Below are 18,971 nucleotides of genomic sequence, written 5' to 3'. Positions count from 1 at the left end.
GGCATCGCGCGGCCCGCTCGAGGCGCCCGCCGCTCAGCCGTACACGCAGTAGGAGCCGGTCGGCTGAGCCGCGACGAACGAACGCGCGTAACGCCACACGTAGGTCGGCCGGCCGCCGTACCAGTAGATCACCTCGAAGACGCCCAGCGCATATGACCGCGCGCCGCCGGGCACGTCGATCGGCCCCCACGTCCACGGGTTCAGCGCACCGGCGGGCTGCAGCCATTGCGCGACGCCGGCCGGGGTCGCGATCAGTTCCAGCCAGCGGCTGGCGTCGCGCCCCCGCAGGCCGAGCCAGCGCCAGCCGCCGTCGGCGGTGTACGAGGCGACCCATGGCCGCACGGCGATCGAGGTCGACGGCGTCACCGTGAAGTTCGGCGCCACCAGATACGCCTGCGCCGGGCCTGGCGAGGCGCATTGCAGGCCGCCGTCGCTCCAGAACCCCGGCGACCACGAGCGGCCGGCTGCGGCGAGCGCGACCGACAACCGCGCCGTCGTGGCGCCCTGGCGCAGCGTCACGCGCCCGAGCGCGGGACTGATCGGCGCGAGCCGTCTCGCGTCGGCGCTGTCGATCCGCAGCCGCACCGCGGCGCGGCCGCCGTGGCAGCCGTACGCCGCGCGCGCCAGCGTCACCGAGCGCAGCGCGGCGACGCTCAGGCTCGCCCGTCCGCTCGCGCCGCACGCGACACGCAGCGTGAGCCGGCCGGCGGCGGTGACCTGCGCACCGCCGTCCACAAGTGCCGGGCCCGCGGGCGCGGGGATCGCGGTCGATGCACCGGGCGCCGGAGCGAGCGGGACGGCGCCCGCCGACGGCGGCAGCGGAAAGCCGGCGCCGGCGCCGGGCGGCGGCCCGGGCAGCGACGGCGGTGACTCGGCGGCCGTCGCGGCAGCAGGCGGCACAGCGTCGGCCGCCCTCGCGGCAGCAGGCGGCAGAGCATCGGCCGCCCCCGCGACCACCGGCATCGCTGCTCCCGCCGCCGCGCACGTCAGCAGCATGACCGCCGCGTGCGCCATGACCGGTCTCGTTCGTCGCACCACGAAGCCTCCATCTTGCGGAGGTCGGCAGCGCCGGCCAAGGGCCCGGACGGCCCCTTCGGCGTTCAACGCCTGAACGCCGGCCGAGCGCGGGCGCTCGCACGCCGCGCGGCTCATGCTCGCCTCATACCGGACGACGGAGTGACCGACGTCGAGCCCTTTCGCGACACGCGGGTTACGCGCTAGAGTCGTTTCAGCGACCATCGCTGACCGCTCAGGCGCGGCGCAGCGGGGTCGAGGAGCGAGGAGAGGGATCCCCGGATGACGCTGTCTCGCCAGGACGTGACCGCTGCTGCGCTCTGTCGTCCCGCGACGGCCGGAGTCACGTGACCGCGAATCCGTGGCTTGCCGTCGACGCCGCGACGGTCCCAGCCAAACGCGCGCGCGAACTGCGCGACGCGTGGGAGGACTTCGTCGCGCAGCCGTCCTCGCAGGCCGACGACGGCCTCGCCGGTGCGGACACGACCGACGGCACCGAGTCGATCCACGTGCGGCTGCCGATCGCCGACTCGTGGCGGCGCTCGCGCGACGCCGGCGTCGACCCCAGCGGCCGTCACAGCGCGCCGTCGGTCGCCGACCTCTCCGACGCCCGCTCGCTGTGGCGCGGCCACCCGCTCGCCGCCGCCGCGCCGATCATCCGCGAGTGCCTGTCGGAGGCCGCGGGCGAGGCCGACCACCTGATGGTCGTCAGCGACGCGGACGGCGTCCTGCTGAGCGTCGAGGGCAGCACGTACACGCGCGGGCGCGCCGCCGACATGATGAACTTCGTCGAGGGCGCGCTGTGGAGCGAGGCGGGCGCCGGCACCAACGCCGTCGGCACCGCGATCGCCGCCGGCCACGCCGTGCAGGTCTTCGCCGCAGAGCACTTCACCGAGCCGGTGCAGCGCTGGACCTGCTCCGCCGCGCCCGTGCGCGAGCCCGAGAACGGCAGCGTGATCGGCGTGATCGACCTGACCGGCGACTTCACCGGCGTGCATCCGCACAGCCTCTCGGTCGTCGTCGCGACCGCGCGCGCGGTCGAGGGGTTCCTGCGGCTGGCGCTGCTGGAGCGCGACGACCTGCTGCGCACCCGCCACGGCGAGCGGCTCGACCCCGGCGCGGTGCGGCGCGCGCTGGTGACCGAGTCCGGCCGCGTCCTGATCGGCCATCCCGAGCACTGGGATCCCGCGCGGCGACTGGTGATCCCGAGCGGCGGCGGTGCGCTGACGCTGCCCTCCGGCGTGCAGGCGATCGCCGAGCCGGTCGGCGACGACGCCTACGTCGTCGCGCGCGCGGACACCTCGGCGCGCGCGACCGCGACGCCGCACGTCAGCGAACTTCAGCTCTCGCTGCTGGGCCCGGAGCAGCCGCGCGCGGTCGTCGACGGCAGAGCCGTCCCGCTGCGCCGCCGCCACGCCGAGCTGCTGGCGCTGCTGACGGTCCGCCCGCGTGGCGCCAGCGCCGAGGTGCTGTGCGCCGACCTCTACGGCGACGATGGCCACCCGGGCGCGATCCGCGTCGAGATGTCGCGCCTGCGCAAGCTGCTCGGCGATGCGCTCGACGGCTACCGCTACCGCCTCTCCCCCGCCGTCAGCAGCGACGCCGAGCGCGTCCGCGCGCTGCTGCGCGCCAGCGACGTGCGCGCCGCGGCGCGGGCGTACACGGGCCCGCTGCTGCCGGACTCCGAGGCGCCGGGCGTCGCGCGCGAACGTGACGAGCTGGACGGCTGGCTGCGCCACGCGGTGATCAGCTCCGACGACGCTGAGGCGCTGTGGTCGTGGGTGCAGTGCGCCTCCGGCACCGACGACCTGCTGGCGTGGTCGCGACTGCTGTCGCACCTGGATGCGGAGGATCCGCGCCGCAGCTTCGCCGCCGCCCGCACGCACGCGCTGCGCGAGGCGCTCAGACAGACCACTCAGCTGCCGCCGCCGTCGCTGTAACGGCCTTGTAACGCCGCCCTGATCGACTGAATCTGCCGGCATCCGCCGGCAGGGGCAGTTCGAGGAGAGGGACGACGATCGACGCGCACGCCACGACCACGGGCGCAATCGCGCCGCGAGCGCGCGGGCTCAGCACGGCACGCGCCGTGCTGCAACTGCTCGCGCTGCTGGGCCGCAGCGAGCACGGGCTGCGCGCCGACGAGGCCGCGCGGGCACTCGGCAAGAGCGTCTCGACCGCCTACAACCTGCTCGACAGCCTCTGCGCGGAGGGCTTCGCGGTTCACGCCGACCGCGGCGTCTACCGCCTCACGCGCGACGCGCTGGAGCTGGGCGCCTCCGAGGCGGCCGCGCCGCAGCCGCTGAGCGGCTTCGCCGACGTGCTCGACAGGCTCTTCGCGCGCACGCGCAAGCGGGCGTACGTCGCGGCCGGTCAGGAGGGGCGGATCGTGATCCCGCTCGTGCGCGGGCGCCAGGGGATCCGCAGGCTGCCGGGCCTCGACGGCGAGATCCGCGGCAACGCGCACGCGCTGGCGCTCGGCAAGGTCGTGCTGGCGCTGCAGGACCGCGAGCAGGTCGAGAGCTACCTCGACGAGGGCCTGACCGCCTTCACCCCGCACACGATCGTCGACCCGGACGTGCTGCTGGCCGAACTGGACGAGGTCCGCCGCCGCGGCGTCGCCTCCGACCGCGAGGAGTTCGGCGACGACTTCTGCTGCATCGCGGCACCGGTCTTCAACGCGCGCCGCCAGGCCGTCGCGGTGCTGGGCATCTCGATGACGACGCACTGCTTCGAAGCCGAGCGCGAGCTGCTGGAGCGCGAGGTCGGCGCCGTCGCGAGCGCCGCCACGGCGGCGCTGTCGGGGGCGCCGGTTCCAACGATCTCGGAATTCGCGGGGCGTTCTTGAATGACCACAGCCGCCACACATAACGTCGAAGTGCCGCGTAATTCGGAGAAGGAGGTCTCACCATGAGTCGGGCGAGCATCACGAAGGCCCACCAGAAGATCCAGGAGCTCTCCTGGGATCCGACGTTCGTCGAGCCGGTCGACAAGTACCCGACCGACTACACGTTCGAGAAGGCGCCGAAGAAGGACCCGCTGAAGCAGGTCCTGCGCTCCTACTTCCCGATGGAGGAGGAGAAGGACAACCGCGTCTTCGGCGCGATGGACGGCGCCATCCGCGGCAACATGTTCCGCCAGGTGCAGCAGCGCTGGATGGAGTGGCAGAAGCTGTTCCTGTCGATCATCCCGTTTCCGGAGATCTCCGCGGCGCGGGCGATGCCGCTGGCGATCAACGCGGTCCCCAACCCCGAGGTCCACAACGGGCTGGCGATCCAGATGATCGACGAGGTTCGTCACTCGACGATCCAGATGAACCTCAAGCGCCTCTACATGAACCACTACATCGACCCCGCCGGGTTCGACATCTCCGAGAAGGCGTTCTCCAACTGCTACGCGGGCACGATCGGCCGCCAGTTCGGCGAGGGCTTCATCACCGGTGACGCGATCACCGCCGCCAACATCTACTTGACGATCGTCGCCGAGACGGCCTTCACCAACGTCCTCTTCGTCGCGATGCCGGGCGAGGCCGCCGCCAACGGCGACTACCTGCTGCCGACCGTCTTCCACTCGGTCCAGTCCGACGAGTCGCGCCACATCTCCAACGGCTACTCGATCATCCTGATGGCGCTCGCCGACGAGCGCAACCGCGCCCTGCTGGAGCGCGACCTGCGCTACGCCTGGTGGAACAACCACGCCGTCGTCGACGCCGCGATCGGCACCTTCATCGAGTACGGCACGAAGGACCGCCGCCTGGAGCGCGACAGCTACGCCGAGTCGTGGCGCCGCTGGATCTACGACGACTACTACCGCTCCTACCTCGTGCCGCTGGAGAAGTACGGCCTCGAGATCCCGCACGACCTCGTCGAGGCGTCGTGGGACCGCATCTGGAACAGAGGCTACGTCCACGAGGTCGCGCAGTTCTTCGCGACCGGCTGGCCGTTCAACTACTGGCGCATCGACGCGATGGACGACAGAGACTTCGAGTGGTTCGAGCACAAGTACCCGGGCTGGTACGACAGATACGGCAAGTGGTGGGAGAACTACGCCGACCTGTCGAGAAAGAACGGCCACAACCCGATCGCGTTCGAGGACGTCGACTACCAGTACCCGCACCGCTGCTGGTCGTGCATGGTGCCGTGCCTGATCCGCGAGGACATGGTCGTCGACGAGGTCGACGGTCAGGTCCGCACGTACTGCTCGGAGACCTGTCACTGGACCGACGCCGTCGCGTTCCGGCCCGAGTACGAGGGCCGCCCGACGCCGGCGATGGGCAGACTGACCGGCAAGCGCGAGTGGGAGACGCTCTACCACGGCGTCGACGTCGCGGAGGTCGTGAAGGACCTCGGCTACGTGCGCGACGACGGCGAGACGCTGGTCCCGCAGCCGCACCTCGACCTCGACCCGAAGAAGATGTGGAGACTGTCGGACCTGCGCGGCAACACGCTGCAGAGCCCGAACGTGCTGCTGAACGAGATGACGCCGGAGGAGCGCGAGGCGCACGTCGCGGCGTACAAGGCCGGCGGCCCCGCCGGCAGACCGGCCCCGGCGACGGCGTAGGCAGGCAGGCGTCATGGGCGAAAAGCACACCGTTCGCCTCGAGCCGGTCGGCATCGAGATGGAGGTCGACGAGGACGAGACGATCCTCGACGCCGCCTTCAGACAGGGCCTGATGCTGATGCACGGCTGCAAGGAAGGGCAGTGCGCGGCGTGCAAGTCGTTCCTGCTCGACGGCGAGGTCGACCTCGATCGCTACTCGACGTTCGCGCTGCCCGACTACGAGGAGCAGGAGGGCTACACGCTGCTGTGCCGGGCGCATGCCCTCACCGACCTCGAGATCGAGCTGATCAACTTCGACGAGGAGGTGCTGCGCTCCGGGGTCCCGCTCCAGGTGCTCAGCGCCCGCGTCGAGGCGATCGAGGAATTGACCAGCGACATCCGGCGCCTGGTGCTGAAGCTGGCGCCGGGCGAGTCGATGGCGTTCCACGCGGGTCAGTACGTCGACATCTCGATCCCCGGCCATCCGCAGGAGCACCGCTCGTTCTCGATGGCGAACACCTGCGCCGCCGGCGACGAGCTGGAGTTCATGATCAAGCTGTACCCCGGCGGCCGCTTCTCCGGGCTGCTGAGCGACGGCTCGATCTCCGTCGGCGACGAGTTGCAGGTGACGGGGCCCTACGGCGTCTTCACGCTGCGCGACAGCTCGCCGCGGCGGCTGGTCTTCATCGGCGGCGGGGCCGGCATGGCGCCGGTCCTGTCGCTGCTGCGCTCGATGGTCGAGAAGAACTGCGAGCGGCCGGCCGTCTACTACTACGGCGCGCGCGGCGAGGAGGACCTGTTCCACCTCGGCGAGCTGCAAGAGCTGGCCGCCAAGCTGCCCGACTTCCGCTTCGTGCCGGCGCTCTCCAACGCCGACACGAACGGCTGGGGCGGCGAGAAGGGCCTCATCACCGACGTCGTCGACCGCCTCGAGGGCGATCTGGCCGACGTCGACGCCTACCTCTGCGGCCCGCCGCCGATGGTCGACGCGGCGATCGCGCTGCTGATGAGACGCGGCACCGCCGAATCGCACATCTACTTCGACAAGTTCACCACCAGCGCGGACTGACGTCCCCGCGTCACGAGTGAGAGGAGATCCCCGATGGCTGAGGACACAGAACCGGCGGTGAAGGAGCGCAACGTCCCCAAGCCGGTCTTCACCGACGCGGAGGCCGGCGCGCTGGAGTTCCCTTCGTCGCGCAGCCGCTCGTACAACTACTTCACCCCCGCCAGACGCCGCGCGAGCGTCTACGAGGACGTCACGGTCGACGTCCAGCCGGACCCGGCGCGGCACCTGTCACAGGGCTGGATCTACGGCTTCGCGGACGGATCGATGGGGTATCCGCATGAGTGGACGGCGTTGAAGTCGTCCAACTGGCATGCCTTCCTCGATCCCAACGAGGAGTGGGAGCAGACGATCTTCCGCAACGGTGCGGACACGGTGCGCCAAGTCCAGGCGTCGCTCGTCAACGCCAGAGCCGCCGATGCCTATCGCGGCTGGAGCCGCAGCTGGGCGAGAATCGTCGAGCGCCACGTCGGCGCGTGGGCCCACGCCGAGCACGGCATCGGGATGCACGTGTACACGTCCGCGCAGCGCGACGGACCGACGAACATGATCAACAACGCGCTGTCGGTCGCCGCGGCGCACAAGCTGCGCTTCGCGCAGGACCTCGTGCTCTACAACCTCGAGGTCAGCGAGCAGGTCGAGGGCTTCGACGGCTCGGCGCACGTGCAGACGTGGCAGTCGGACCCGATCTGGCAGGCGACGCGCGAGAACGTCGAGCGGCTGACCGGGGTGCGCGACTGGGCGGAGGCGTTCTTCGCGACCGCGGTCGTGTTCGAGCCGCTCGTCGGCGAGCTGTTCCGCAGCGGCTTCGTGATGCACGCCGCCGCGCCGCAGGGCGACTTCGTCACGCCGACGATCATGGGCACCGGCGAGGCCGACTGCGCCAGAGAGCAGCGCGGCGCGCGCGCCCTCTTCCGCATGCTCGCCGACGACGAGACGCACGGCGCCGTCAACCGCGAGCTGATGCAGGCGTGGCTGGCGGAGTGGGTGCCGCGCAGCCTCGAGGCGGCCCGCCAGCTGCAGCCGATCTGGTCGCAGCCGGCGGAGAAGCTGGTGAGGTTCGACGACTCGCTCGCGCGCTCGCGCCAGCGGCTGGCGGACCTGTTGGAGGACATCCGTCTCGAAGCGCCCGCGGAGGTGCAGGCATGAGTGCTCAATTCGCAGCCGATCGCAGCTCGTCCAACAAGGCCGGCGTGACGCTGATGAACAACCAGGTGGGCCACGTCGTCGCCCAGCTGATGCAGGAGAAGGGCGACGTCGAGGTCGTCGAGCTGCCGTCGATGATCCGGCTCGACGGCGTCAACAAGATCGACTTCGACTTCGCCGAGATCGCCGAGGCGCTCGGCTGGGCCGACTTCGGCCAGGACGACTTCGAGGAGATCATGTCGACCCACTACGGGCGCATGGTGGTCCTCGACGACCGCGTGCTGCTGTTCGCCAACCCGGAGGACGCCGCCGAGTACATCGGCTTCGACCTCACGCCGGTCGAATAGCCGCGCCGAGAGGGAGATACCCATGTACGAGAAGGACGGCGAGAAGTACTTCGTCCTCGACAGCCATCTGCACTTCTGGGACGCCAGCCCCGCGAACTGGGTCAAGGGGCAGGAGCAGTATGCGAAGGGCTGGATCGAGTGCTTCCATGCCTACCAGTCGCTCGGCCCGCCCGCGACGCACTGGTCGATCGAGCACTTCCAGAAGTACAGCGAGGACGACTTCGAGAAGGACGTCTTCCAGGACGGCCACGTCGACATGGGCATCTTCCAGTCGACCTACCTGAAGCAGTGGTACGAGAAGGGCTTCAACGCGATCGAGCAGAACGCGTCGCTGTTGGAGCGCTTCCCCGGCAGACTGCGCGTCAACGGCCGCTGGGACCCGCGCGAAGGCGAGGCGGGTCTCCAGCAGCTGCGCGCCGACCACGCCCGCTACGGGCTCAAGGGCGTGAAGCTGTACACGGCCGAGTGGCTCGGCAGCTCGCGCGGCTGGACGCTGAGAGATCCCGAGGCGGTGCCGTTCCTGGAGCTGTGCCAGGAGCTCGGGATCAAGAACATCCACATACACAAGGGCCCGACGATCTGGCCGCTGGACAAGGACGCCTTCGACGTCAGAGACGTCGACTTCGCCGCGACCAGCTACCCGGACCTCAACTTCGTCGTGGAGCATGTCGGGTTGCCGCGGATCGAGGACTTCTGCTTCATGGCGACGCAGGAGCCCAACGTCTACGCAGGCCTCTCGGTCGTCGTCGGCGGGCTGATGTACGCGCGCCCGCGCTTCTTCGCGAAGGTGATGGGCGAGCTGCTGTTCTGGGTCGGCGAGGACAAGATGCTGTTCGGCTCCGACTACGGCATCTGGGAGCCGAGATGGCAGGTCGAGGGACTGGTCGACTGGGACTACCCCGACGACACGTTCTCCGACTACCCGCGCTGGACGACGGCGGCGAAGAAGAAGGTGCTCGGCCTCAACGCGGCCAAGCTGTACGACGTCGAGGTGCCGGCCGAGTTCCGGCTTCCCGACGAGGCCGGCACGCCGGCCGCGCGCGATGACGCACAGCTGGTGGAGGGACGCGCGTGACCGCGAAATCCCACGGCCAAAGGCCTCGGATTCCGTTACGGGCACAGGCGCTGGCGGCGCTGGCGACGGTCTACGACCCGGAGCTGGACGAGCCGATCACGACGCTCGGTTTCGTCGACGCGTGCGACGTGTCGGCGGACGGGGACGTCGCGGTGCGCCTGCGCCTGCCGACACCGCAGTGCGCGCCGAACTTCGCCTTCCTGATGGCCGCCGACGCCCGCGACGCGCTGCGTCGCGGCGTGCCGGCGGCTCAGGCGATCAGCGTCGTGCTGCGCGACCACTACACCGGTGAGGAGATCAACGCCGCCGTCGGGCGCGGCGGCGGCTTCGAGGACGCGTTCCCAGGCGAGAGCGACGGCCCGGCCGACTTGGAGGCGCTGCGAGAGCTGTTCCAGCGCAAGGCGCTGCTGGCCCGTCAGGGGCGCGTCGCACAGGCGCTCCTGGCGGCCGGCACCGCGCCCGAGCAGGTCGTCGCCGCGCGCGTCGGCGACCTGCCCGACACGCCGGACGCGCACCGCTGCGTGCAGCTGCGGCGCGAGCTGGGGCTGTCGTGCGACGCCGACGCGCCGGCGCTGGTGGCCGGCGAGGACGGGGCCCCGATCCCGCCCGAGCAGCTCAGCCCGTGGCTGCGGCGCGCGCGGCTGGTGAGCCTCAGCCTGGAGAGCAACGGCGGCATCTGCCGCTCGCTGCTGCAGGTCCGCTACGGCGTCGAAGACCCGACCGAGGAAGGGGTGGCGGCATGACTCGCGCAGAGCGCTCGCATGCCGGGCGCGAACTCGCCCAAGGGCTCGCTCGCGCGTCCCAGCAGACACGGGAGGTGGCGGCATGATCGCCGCGCGTTTGCACAAGTACCACGACCCGCTGACGGTCGAGCAGATCGCCGAGCCGACGATCACCGGCCCGCACGACGTGATCGTGCGGATCGGCGGCGCGGGCCTCTGCCGCACCGACCTGCACGTGCAGGAGGGGCAGTGGAAGGAGAAGTCCGGCGTCGTCCTCCCCTACGTGCTCGGCCACGAGAACGCCGGCTGGGTCCACGAGGTCGGCTCCGCCGTCGACAACGTCGCCGTCGGCGACACCGTGATCGTCCATCCGCTCGTGACGTGCGGCCTCTGCCGCGCCTGCCGCGCCGGTGACGACGTCCACTGCGAGAACAACAGCTTCCCCGGCATCTCCGTCGACGGCGGCTTCGCCGAGCTGCTGAAGACCAACGCCCGCTCCGTCGTCAAGCTCGACCCGTCCCTGCACCCGAAGGACATCGCCGCGCTCGCCGACGCCGGCCTGACCGCCTACCACGCGGTCAAGAAGGCCGCGGCGCTGACCTACCCCGGCACGCGCGCGGTCGTGATCGGCACCGGCGGCCTCGGGCACATCGGCATCCAGGTGCTGAAGGCCCTGACGCCGGCCGAGATCGTCGTGCTCGACCCGTCGGAGGAGGCGCTCGCGCTGGCCAGAGAGTCGGGCGCGGACCGCACGATCAAGGTGGACGGCAGACACGTCGACACCGTCATGGAGCTGACCGACGGCAAGGGCGCCGAGGTCGTGATCGACTTCGTCGGCGAGCGCGGCGCGATCGAGGACGGCGTCGCGATGCTGCGCAACGCCGGCTCGTACTTCGTGATCGGCTACGGCGAGAACGTCAACGTCCCGACGATCGACATCATCTCCCGCGAGATCAACTTCATCGGCAACCTCGTGGGCTCCTACAACGACCTCGCCGAGCTGATGACCCTGACCGCGCAGGGCAAGGTCACGCTGCACACGAGCGCCTACCCGCTCGACGCCGTCAACGAAGCGATGACCGACCTCGACCAGGGGCGGCTGCACGGCCGCGGCATCCTGGTCGCCGACGCCGCCTAGCCGAGCATCGAGGAGATCCCATGGGCAAGATCCTGTACTTCAACCACGACGCGCGCCTGCTGCTGCAGGCCGGCGTCGACGAGCTCGCCAACACGGTCAAGGTGACGCTCGGGCCGAAGGGGCGCAACGTCGTGCTCGAGCGCCTCACGGGCGTGCCGATGATCACCAACGACGGCGTCTCGATCGCGCGCGAGATCGAGCTGAGCAACCAGTTCAAGAACATGGGCGCGCAGCTCGTGCGCGAGGTCGCCGACAAGACCAGCGACATGACCGGCGACGGCACCACGACCGCGACGGTGCTGGCGCAGGCGCTCGTGCGCGAGGGCATGAGAGTGCTCGACGAGGGCGCCAACCCGATGATGCTGCGGCGCGGGATCGAGGAGGCGGTCGAGCTGGTCGTCGCCGACCTGCTGAAGATGGCGACGCCCGTCACCGGGCGCGACCACCTGCGCCACGTCGCGACGATCGCGGCGAAGGAGGACGAGCGCATCGGCGAGGCCGTCGCGGACGCGCTGGAGCGCGTCGGCGAGGAGGGCGTCGTCTCCGTCGAGGAGGCCGACGTGCCCGGGATCGCCGTCGACTTCGTCGAGGGTCTGCACGTCGAGAACGGCCACGCCTCGCCGTACCTGATCCGCGACCAGGTGCGGATGGAGACGGTCTTCGAGAACCCGTACATCCTGATGACGACGAAGCCGATCACGTCCGTGCAGGACCTGATGCCGGCGCTCGACCATGTCATGCGCGACCCGCGCCCGCTCGTGATCCTCGCGGAGAAGATCGACGGCGCCGCGCTCGGGATGATCGTGCAGAACAACCAGCACGGCACGCTGCAGGCGGTCGCGGTGCGCGCGCCCGGCTTCGGCCACCGCCGCATCGCCTACCTGGAGGATCTCGCGGCGTTCACCGGCGGCGAGGTGATCAGCCCCGACGCCGGCCGCTCGCTCGACAGAATCACGAAGGAGAGCTTCGGCAGCGCGCGCCGGGTGATCGTCAACGAGGACTCGACGACGTTCGTCGAGGGCGCCGGCAGCGCGGCCGGCGTCGACGCGCGGATCGGCCAGATCCGCGTCGAGTTGGAGCGCGCGACGCAGGAGAACGACGTCGACGCGCTCAAGGAGCGGCTCGCGCGGCTGGCCAGCAAGCTCGCCGTGATCCGCGTCGGCGGCGCGACCGACGTCGTGCAGAAGGAGCGGCTGCGCCGCACCGAGGGATCGCTCGCCGCGACGCGCGCGGCGATGGCGGAGGGGATCGTGCCCGGCGGCGGCACCGCGCTGCTGCGCGCGGAGCGGGCGCTCGACGGCGTCGAGCTGGACGGCGACGCCGGGATCGGCGTCGACGTCGTGCGACGGGTGCTCGGCGAGCCGCTGTTCTGGATCGCCGCCAACGCCGGCTACGACGGCTCCGCCGTGGTCGACCAGGTCCGCGCGATGGAGGACGGTCACGGGCTCGACGCGCTCACCGGCGAGTTCGGCGACCTGCTGGAGGCGGGCGTGATCGACCCGGTCCGCGTCAACCGCCTCAGCTTCCAGCACGCGGCCTCGGTCGCGGCGCTGCTGCTGACGACCGAGGCGCTCGTCGCCGAGGAGCTGATGGCACAACCCGGCGCGATCATCGCGCCCGGCTTCGGCGACCTCGCCGAGGGCATGGCGCGCCCGTCCTCGCCCGTCTGACCCGAGTCCGACACCAACAGGAGGAGGAGAGATGTCTGCAGTACACGCAGAGACGACCGCCCCTGCGGCGACCGCACCCGCCCAACCCGCCGCGACCCAGGCCGAGGCGCCGCCGGGCGACCCCGCCGTACTCGGCCTGCCGGCGTTCGCGGTCGGCTCGATAGCGCTCGGGCTCGCGCTCGTCGGCTACGTCTCGCCGGCGGCGCAGGGCAGCGCGCTGCCGATCATCTTCGCGATGACCGGCCTCGGCCTGCTGCTCTCGACGGTCTGGGCGGCGTCGCTGGGCCAGACGATGGTGGCGACGATCTTCGGGCTGTTCGCCGGCTTCTGGCTCAGCTACACCGTGCTGATCGCGAGCCTCACGCACGGCTGGTTCCCGGTCCCGCCGGCTGATGTCCAGCACACCGTCGCGCTGTTCCTGATCAGCTGGGCGGTGATCATGGCCGCGCTGGCGCTGGCGACGGTCCGCCTGCCGGTCGCCTTCACCGCCGTCGTCGCGCTCGTCGTGCTGGCGCTCGTGCTGCTGATCTTCGGCACGCTCAACACCAGCGAGACGCTCACGAAGGCTGCGGGCTGGGTCACGCTCGTGTTCGCCGCGCTCGGCGTCTACCTGTTCCTCAGCGCCGCCTCGGCGGCAGGCGGCGGGAAGTCGTACCCGCTCGGGCCGCCGCTGGTGAAGTAGGTCGTCGCGTCGCGTCGTTCGCGGGCCGTCAGGCTCTGGCGTTCAGCAGCTGGTCCACCGGCGCGTTGTCGTCGGTCAGCTGCTGGGCGCCTGCGGCCCACTCGACGAGCGCTCTGCGGTCGTAGGCGGTGCCGCCCTCCGCGGCCGCCCCGCCTATGTCGTCCGGCAGCTTGCGGTCGGACGCGAACAGGACCGCGTTGCCGCCGCCGGGCAGCGTGTCGGGGCCGGGTATCGTCACCAGCTGGACGTCCTCGAACAGCGGCAGCAGCGTCGCCGTCTCCGCCCGCAGCAGGTCCAGCGGCAGCATGTCTATGACGTTGAGCGCGTACAGGCCGTCCGGCCGCAGCACGCGCTTGATCTCCTCGGTCCACTCGCGCGTCGCCAGATGCCACGGCACGGCGTAGCTGCCGAAGGCGTCGCCCACCAGCAGGTCGGCGCTTGCATCCGGCTCGTCACGCAGCGTCATGCGCGCGTCGCCGACCGTCGCCGTCAGCCGCGGCGACGTTCTCAGGCCGAGCCGCTGCTTGTCGAAGTCGACCAGCTCGCCGTCGACCTCCAACACGTGCGCGTTGCCCTGCGGGCGCGTCGCGACCAGCCAGCGCGGGAGCGTGAAGCCGCCGCCGCCGACGAAGACGGCGTCGAGCGGCCGGTTGCGCGGGTAGATCGCGTCGACCGCGTGGCCGATCCACTGCGTGTAGCCGTACACGAGGTTCGTCGGGTTGGCGAGGTCGACGTAGGAGTGGTGGATGTCGTCGAGCATCAGCTCGCGGCCGTTGGGGTTCTGCGCGTCGACGAGCACGCTCGCGCAGTGGTAGGTCGTCTCGGTGTCGCACGGCGAGTCGCGCGTCGCCGCGAGCAGCGCGAGCGCGGCCGCCGTCGCGACCGCAGCGCCCGTCGCACCGCGGCTGAGCGCTCTTGTGTGCCAGCCCAGCAGCAGCCCGACGAGCACCAGCAGCAGGCCGGTCGCGAGCACCGCGGTGCTGACCGACAGCAGCGGCACGAGCACGAAGCCGGTGCCGAACGTGCCGACGAGCGCGCCCGCGGTCGCCCACGCCGACAGCCGCCCGACGATCGTGCCGCTTGCGTGCAGGTCATGCAGCTGGATCCGCGCCATCGTCGGCGAGACGGCGCTCAGGACGGCCGCGCTGGGGACGAGCGCGAGCAGCGTGATGCCGAGCGCGGGCAGGTCGCCTCCCCCACGCGCGCCAGGTCCGAGCGCGCGCACGATCGGGACCGTCAGCAGCGCCAGCAGGCCGCCGCCGATCAGCAGGCCGGCGGCGAGCCGGTGCGGGTCCTGCCGGTCGGAGACCCAGCCGCCGAGCGCGGCGCCGACGGCGATCCCCGCGAGCACGGCGCCGATGATCGACGTCGTCGTCTCGAGCGTCAGCCCGACGTACGGCGCGAGCAGCCGGACGGCGAGGATCTCCAGCACGAGCACGGCGCCCGAGGCTGCGAAGACGGTCCCCGCGGCGATCGCGGGAGCGAGCGCGACGGGGTTCGTTTGAGCACCCTTGCGGGTGGACACGGTGGCCATGGAGGTACGTTAGTGAACTGGCGATCGCTTTGCACGATTTAGTTGCTTTACATCGCGCTTCTTTCTTCGGAATTGCGGGAATTGAATGCCTGTCGAGCCTCGGGCCAGCAGACTCGTCTCATGTTATGCGCCTTTTCGGTCTGTTGAGTCGCTGGATCCCTCCGCCGGCCCGGCGACAACGCACGATCGCGCCGCCCGATCGGTCAGTCGGCGAACCCTCGCACGATTATCGGGGGTGCGATAGTAGGATTCCCTCATATCTGCATCGCAGCGTCCACATCCTGCGGAGGGTGAGCAAGAAATGAGCGATCACGTATCGATCGAGAGCGTCGGCGTCGTCGGCGCCGGGTTCATGGGCTCCGGCATCGCGGAGTCCTCGGCGCGCGCGGGTGCGCGGGTGCTGGTCTACGAGCCGCAGCAGGCCCCGCTGGACCGCTCGCGCGAGGCGATCTCGACCTCGGTCGCGAAGGCCGTCTCGAAGGGCAAGCTGAGCGACGACGAGGGCAATGCGCTGCTGGCGCGGATCGACTGGACGACCGACCTCGGCGCGCTCAGCGCCTCGACGCTGGTGATCGAGGCCGTCGTCGAGGACGAGGACGTCAAGCGAGAGCTGTTCGGCCGTCTCGATGCCGTCCTCGGCCCCGACGCGCTGCTGGCCTCCAACACCTCCTCGATCCCGATCGCCCAGTTGGCCGCCGCCACGAGCCGGCCCGACCGCGTGCTCGGCCTGCACTTCTTCTCGCCCGTGCCGGTGATGAAGCTGGTCGAGATCGTCGTCGCGCTGGACACCTCCGACGCGACCGTCGCGCGCGCCCAGGCGTTCGCGACGGCGATCGGCAAGACGGCCGTGCGCACGAAGGACCGCTCCGGCTTCATCGTCAACATGCTGCTGGTCCCGTACCTGATGGCCGCGGTCAGAATGTACGAGGAGGGCTTCGCCTCCGCCGAGGACATCGACGTCGCGATGCAGCTCGGCGCCGGCCACCCGATGGGCCCGCTGACGCTCGCGGACTTCATCGGCCTCGACGTGCTGTACGCCGTCTGCAACTCGCTCTACGAGGAGTTCAAGCGCGACGAGTACGCCCCGCCGCCGCTGATGAAGCGCATGGTCGCCGCGGGTCGCCTGGGCCGCAAGAGCGGCCGCGGCTTCTACGACTACTCCCCGGCCGCGGTCGCGGCCCGCCCCTGACCCGATCGAACACGGCAGGTTTGGTGTCGTCTGACGACATCAAACCTGCCCTCTTCCCGGAGCTCAGTCCGTGAAGTCGCCGGCTGCTTGGCGCAACTGGCGCAGGACGTCGGTCATCTCTCTCAGGTCGGCGGCTCTCAGGGGGGCTGTGCCGAACCTCTCGCCGTTGAGGGCGGCGGTCGCCTGCTCGGCGACCTCGCGGCCGCGCGCGGTGATCGTCGCGAGCGTCGCGCGGCGGTCGGTCGGGTGCGGTGAGCGGGCGGCGTAGCCCTGCTTCTCGAGGCCGTCGATCAGGCTCGTGACGCTGGTCGGGTGGACCTGCAGCCGCGAACCGATCTTGCCGAGCGGCAGCGAGCCGCGTCTGCTCAGGAACAAGAGCATCAGCGCCTCGTAGCGCGAGAACGACAGCGCGAACGGCGTCAGCAACTCGTTCAGCCGCGCCAGCACGACCTGCTGCACCCGCATCAGCGACGTGACCGCCATCATCGGCGTCGCCGCCGGACCGCCCCAGTGCTTGCGCCACTGGCGGCCGGCTTCCTCGATCGGGTCGAACGGCAGGGGATCGCTCACAGCGCGGGCGAGTGTTGCACACCAAGGCCCGACTGGCGCTTACGCCAGTCCCCGCGGGTGTCGCGGTACAAGAAGGTGGGGCGATGGAGATCGGGTTCATGGTGCTGCCGCGCTCGCTGGAGGAGACGCGAGCGGTCGCGCAGTTGGGCGAGCGGCTCGGGTTCAGCTGGATCAGCGCGGCGGATTCGCCGACGGTCTACCAGGACTCGTACCTGCATCAGCTCGAGATCGCGCGCGCGGCGCCGTCGGTGAAGGTCGGGCCGATGGTGAGTCACGTCGTCGCGCGCCACCCGGTGATCGTCGGCAACCTGCTCTCGACGCTCAACAGCTTCACCGGCGGCCGCGCGATCGGCACGCTCGCGACCGGCAACAGCGCCGCCCGCGGGCTCGGCATGAAGCCCGCCCGCCTCGCCGACCTGGCCGACGCGGTGACCGCGATCCAGGGCTATTGGCGCGGCGAGGGCGGCCGCTTCCGCGACACGCAGATCCCGGTCAGCGGCCTCGTCCGCGACGCCTGCCCGCTCCTGATCGCCGCCGACGGCCAGAAGGGCGCCGAGCTGTCCGGCCAGGTCGGCGACGGCCTGCTGTACGGCGGCACGATGGCGCCGGAGGTGCGGCAGCGGCGGCTGGCGGCGTCGCAGGCGAGTACACCCCGCACCGCCTGGATCGCTCCCACCGTCTCGCTCGCCGAGGACCGCGCCTCCGTGCGCGACGACCTCGGCGCGATGGTGGTCGCGATGGCGAACCGGGCGATGCGCGGCGATCTCGACGAGCGCGCGGTGCCGGCCGCCGTGCAGGCGGACGTGCTGGAGATGCGGCGCGCGTACGACTACGGCTTCCACGCCGACAACTCGCGCCCGCGCAACACCGGCGTCGTCAGCGAACGGCTGACGAACCACCTGATCGACAGCCTCTGCGTCTGGGGCGACGAGGCGCGCTGGGCCAAGACGCTCGACGAACTGGCCGCCGACGGCTGGTCCGGCGTGATGCTGATCCTCGGCCAGGCCGAGCAGATCTCCGTCGTCCAAGCGGTCGGCGAGCGCCTCCAGCGCCTCGGCTGGATCCTGCCGCGCTCCTAGTAGGAGCGCGGCAGGCCCAGGGAGTGCTGCGCGACGTAGTTCAACACCATCTCGCGGGAGACCGGGGCGATTCTCAGCAGGCGGACGATCCACCACAGGTCCGCGAGGCCGTATTCGACCGACAGGCCGTTGCCGCCGTGGGTCTGGATCGCGCGGTCCAGGCAGGATGCGCCGGCGTCGGCCGCCAGCAGCTTGGCCATGTTCGAGGCCTCGCCGGCGGGGGCGCCCGCGTCGTGCAGGACGGCCGCCTTCCACGTCATCGTGCGCGCGGCCTCCAGCCACACCTTCCCCTCCGCGAGCGGATGCGCGACGCCCTGGTGGGAGCCGATCGGGACGCCCCAGACGGCGCGCTCGTTGGCGTATCTCGACGCCTTCTCCAGCGCGTAGCGGGCGATCCCGTTGCAGGTCGCGGCGGCCATGATCCGCTCGGGGTTGAGGCCGTCGAAGGCGACCTTCAGCCCCTCGCCCTCGCCGCCGAGCAGGCGGTCGCCGTCGATCGCGACGTCGTCGAAGAAGAGCGTCCACTGCTGCTCGGGCGCCTGCATCACGGTCTCGATCGGCTGGCGCTGCATGCCGGGCGCGTCGACGTCGACGAGGAAGACCGACAGTCTGCCGCGGCCGTCGGAGCGCTCGCTCGTGCGCGCCATCACGACCAGCAGCTGCGCGTCCTCGACGCCCGAGATGTAGGTCTTCGTGCCGTTCAGGATCCATTTGTCGCCGTCGCGCCGCGCGCGCGTGGAGATGTTGTGCGAGTTGGAGCCGGCGTCGGGCTCGGTGATCGCGAACGCGTAGTGCGCGGCGCCCGTGCCGAGGCCGCGCAGCCAGCGGTCCTTCTGCTCGGCCGTGCCGTGGCGCGTCAGCAGCGTGCCGGCGATGCCGGGCGAGACGAGCAGCGGCAGCAGCGGGCAGCCGGCCGCGGCCAGCTCCTCCCCCACGATCGCCAGCTCCAGCAGCCCGAGCCCGCCGCCGTCGTACTCCTCGGGCACGTTGACGCCGAGGAAGCCGTGCGCCGCGAGTGCTCTCCACAGCTCCGTCGGCGGCTCGCCGGCCTGCGTGACGCGGACGTAGTACGAGTGGCCGAAGTCGCCGGCGATTCCGGCGACCGAGGCGCGCAGCGCGCGGTGCTCGTCGCTCTCCACGAGCGGCAGCGCGGGCGCGGGAAGGGGTGTCTCCTGCATCGTCCCGACGCTAGGTGCGCGGCGG

At 71.1% G+C, this 18,971-nt stretch carries 17 protein-coding genes; 13 read left to right on the top strand and 4 right to left on the bottom strand.

Annotated features, from left to right (window positions below; genetic code table 11):
- Nucleotides 1-33 precede the first annotated feature (33 nt).
- On the bottom strand, nucleotides 34-1,014 hold the full coding sequence (locus tag Q7L65_RS18755) for a hypothetical protein (protein ID WP_304723451.1): 981 nt from the start codon (nucleotides 1,012-1,014) through the stop codon (nucleotides 34-36).
- 347 nt (nucleotides 1,015-1,361) lie between these two features.
- Between Q7L65_RS18755 and Q7L65_RS18750 the strand changes: the two genes are divergently transcribed.
- From Q7L65_RS18750 to Q7L65_RS18700, 11 genes are all read left to right on the top strand, one after another.
- Nucleotides 1,362-2,954: a helix-turn-helix domain-containing protein gene (locus Q7L65_RS18750; RefSeq protein WP_304723450.1), complete on the top strand. Its 1,593-nt coding sequence runs from the start codon at nucleotides 1,362-1,364 to the stop codon at nucleotides 2,952-2,954.
- Nucleotides 2,955-3,100: 146 nt separating this feature from the next.
- The gene (locus Q7L65_RS18745) at nucleotides 3,101-3,859 is read left to right on the top strand and encodes an IclR family transcriptional regulator (RefSeq protein WP_304723449.1); all 759 of its coding nucleotides are present in this window, start codon (nucleotides 3,101-3,103) and stop codon (nucleotides 3,857-3,859) included.
- A gap of 62 nt (nucleotides 3,860-3,921) precedes the next feature.
- Complete coding sequence (locus Q7L65_RS18740) at nucleotides 3,922-5,571, top strand: hypothetical protein (protein ID WP_304723448.1); 1,650 nt, start codon at nucleotides 3,922-3,924, stop codon at nucleotides 5,569-5,571.
- A gap of 13 nt (nucleotides 5,572-5,584) precedes the next feature.
- Nucleotides 5,585-6,619 carry a 2Fe-2S iron-sulfur cluster binding domain-containing protein gene (locus Q7L65_RS18735; protein ID WP_304723447.1) on the top strand — a complete coding sequence of 345 codons (1,035 nt, stop codon included), beginning with the start codon at nucleotides 5,585-5,587 and terminating at the stop codon, nucleotides 6,617-6,619.
- Between the two features lie 33 nt (nucleotides 6,620-6,652).
- Complete coding sequence (locus Q7L65_RS18730) at nucleotides 6,653-7,765, top strand: aromatic/alkene monooxygenase hydroxylase subunit beta (protein WP_304723446.1); 1,113 nt, start codon at nucleotides 6,653-6,655, stop codon at nucleotides 7,763-7,765.
- Nucleotides 7,762-8,109, top strand: coding sequence for a propane 2-monooxygenase effector subunit MimD (gene mimD / locus Q7L65_RS18725; RefSeq protein WP_304723445.1), 348 nt, complete (start codon nucleotides 7,762-7,764; stop codon nucleotides 8,107-8,109). The genes Q7L65_RS18730 and mimD overlap by 4 nt, the downstream gene beginning before the upstream one ends.
- Nucleotides 8,110-8,131: 22 nt before the next feature.
- Nucleotides 8,132-9,184, top strand: coding sequence for an amidohydrolase family protein (locus Q7L65_RS18720; protein ID WP_304723444.1), 1,053 nt, complete (start codon nucleotides 8,132-8,134; stop codon nucleotides 9,182-9,184).
- Nucleotides 9,181-9,927, top strand: a complete 747-nt coding sequence (locus Q7L65_RS18715) for an iron-sulfur cluster assembly protein (RefSeq protein WP_304723440.1) — start codon at nucleotides 9,181-9,183, stop codon at nucleotides 9,925-9,927. Before Q7L65_RS18720 ends, Q7L65_RS18715 begins: the two co-directional genes overlap by 4 nt.
- Before the next feature lie 82 nt (nucleotides 9,928-10,009).
- Nucleotides 10,010-11,044: an NAD(P)-dependent alcohol dehydrogenase gene (locus Q7L65_RS18710; RefSeq protein ID WP_304723439.1), complete on the top strand. Its 1,035-nt coding sequence runs from the start codon at nucleotides 10,010-10,012 to the stop codon at nucleotides 11,042-11,044.
- Between the two features lie 20 nt (nucleotides 11,045-11,064).
- Nucleotides 11,065-12,714, top strand: a complete 1,650-nt coding sequence (gene groL, locus Q7L65_RS18705) for a chaperonin GroEL (protein ID WP_304723437.1) — start codon at nucleotides 11,065-11,067, stop codon at nucleotides 12,712-12,714.
- A gap of 31 nt (nucleotides 12,715-12,745) precedes the next feature.
- Nucleotides 12,746-13,396, top strand: a complete 651-nt coding sequence (locus Q7L65_RS18700) for a GPR1/FUN34/YaaH family transporter (RefSeq protein WP_304723436.1) — start codon at nucleotides 12,746-12,748, stop codon at nucleotides 13,394-13,396.
- A gap of 28 nt (nucleotides 13,397-13,424) precedes the next feature.
- Here Q7L65_RS18700 and Q7L65_RS18695 read toward each other — a convergent pair whose 3' ends face one another.
- Nucleotides 13,425-14,930 (bottom strand): fused MFS/spermidine synthase, encoded by a 1,506-nt coding sequence (locus Q7L65_RS18695; RefSeq protein ID WP_304723435.1) that lies wholly within the window; start codon nucleotides 14,928-14,930, stop codon nucleotides 13,425-13,427.
- A 301-nt stretch (nucleotides 14,931-15,231) separates the two neighbouring features.
- Here Q7L65_RS18695 and Q7L65_RS18690 point away from each other — a divergent pair, with 301 nt between their 5' ends.
- Complete coding sequence (locus Q7L65_RS18690) at nucleotides 15,232-16,119, top strand: 3-hydroxybutyryl-CoA dehydrogenase (protein WP_304723434.1); 888 nt, start codon at nucleotides 15,232-15,234, stop codon at nucleotides 16,117-16,119.
- A 63-nt stretch (nucleotides 16,120-16,182) separates the two neighbouring features.
- Here the strand turns inward: Q7L65_RS18690 and Q7L65_RS18685 are convergent, their stop codons facing one another.
- Nucleotides 16,183-16,689, bottom strand: coding sequence for a MarR family winged helix-turn-helix transcriptional regulator (locus Q7L65_RS18685; RefSeq protein ID WP_304723433.1), 507 nt, complete (start codon nucleotides 16,687-16,689; stop codon nucleotides 16,183-16,185).
- Between the two features lie 83 nt (nucleotides 16,690-16,772).
- Between Q7L65_RS18685 and Q7L65_RS18680 the strand changes: the two genes are divergently transcribed.
- Nucleotides 16,773-17,768 carry an LLM class flavin-dependent oxidoreductase gene (locus Q7L65_RS18680; protein ID WP_304723432.1) on the top strand — a complete coding sequence of 332 codons (996 nt, stop codon included), beginning with the start codon at nucleotides 16,773-16,775 and terminating at the stop codon, nucleotides 17,766-17,768.
- Here Q7L65_RS18680 and Q7L65_RS18675 read toward each other — a convergent pair.
- Nucleotides 17,765-18,916: an acyl-CoA dehydrogenase family protein gene (locus tag Q7L65_RS18675; RefSeq protein WP_370552592.1), complete on the bottom strand. Its 1,152-nt coding sequence runs from the start codon at nucleotides 18,914-18,916 to the stop codon at nucleotides 17,765-17,767. The two genes, Q7L65_RS18680 and Q7L65_RS18675, sit on opposite strands and share 4 nt — an antisense overlap.
- Nucleotides 18,917-18,971 lie beyond the last annotated feature (55 nt).

The organism is Conexibacter sp. CPCC 206217 (assembly GCF_030646165.1).
GTDB lineage: Bacteria > Actinomycetota > Thermoleophilia > Solirubrobacterales > Solirubrobacteraceae > Conexibacter.
This window is presented reverse-complemented; position numbering and strand designations above follow the sequence as displayed.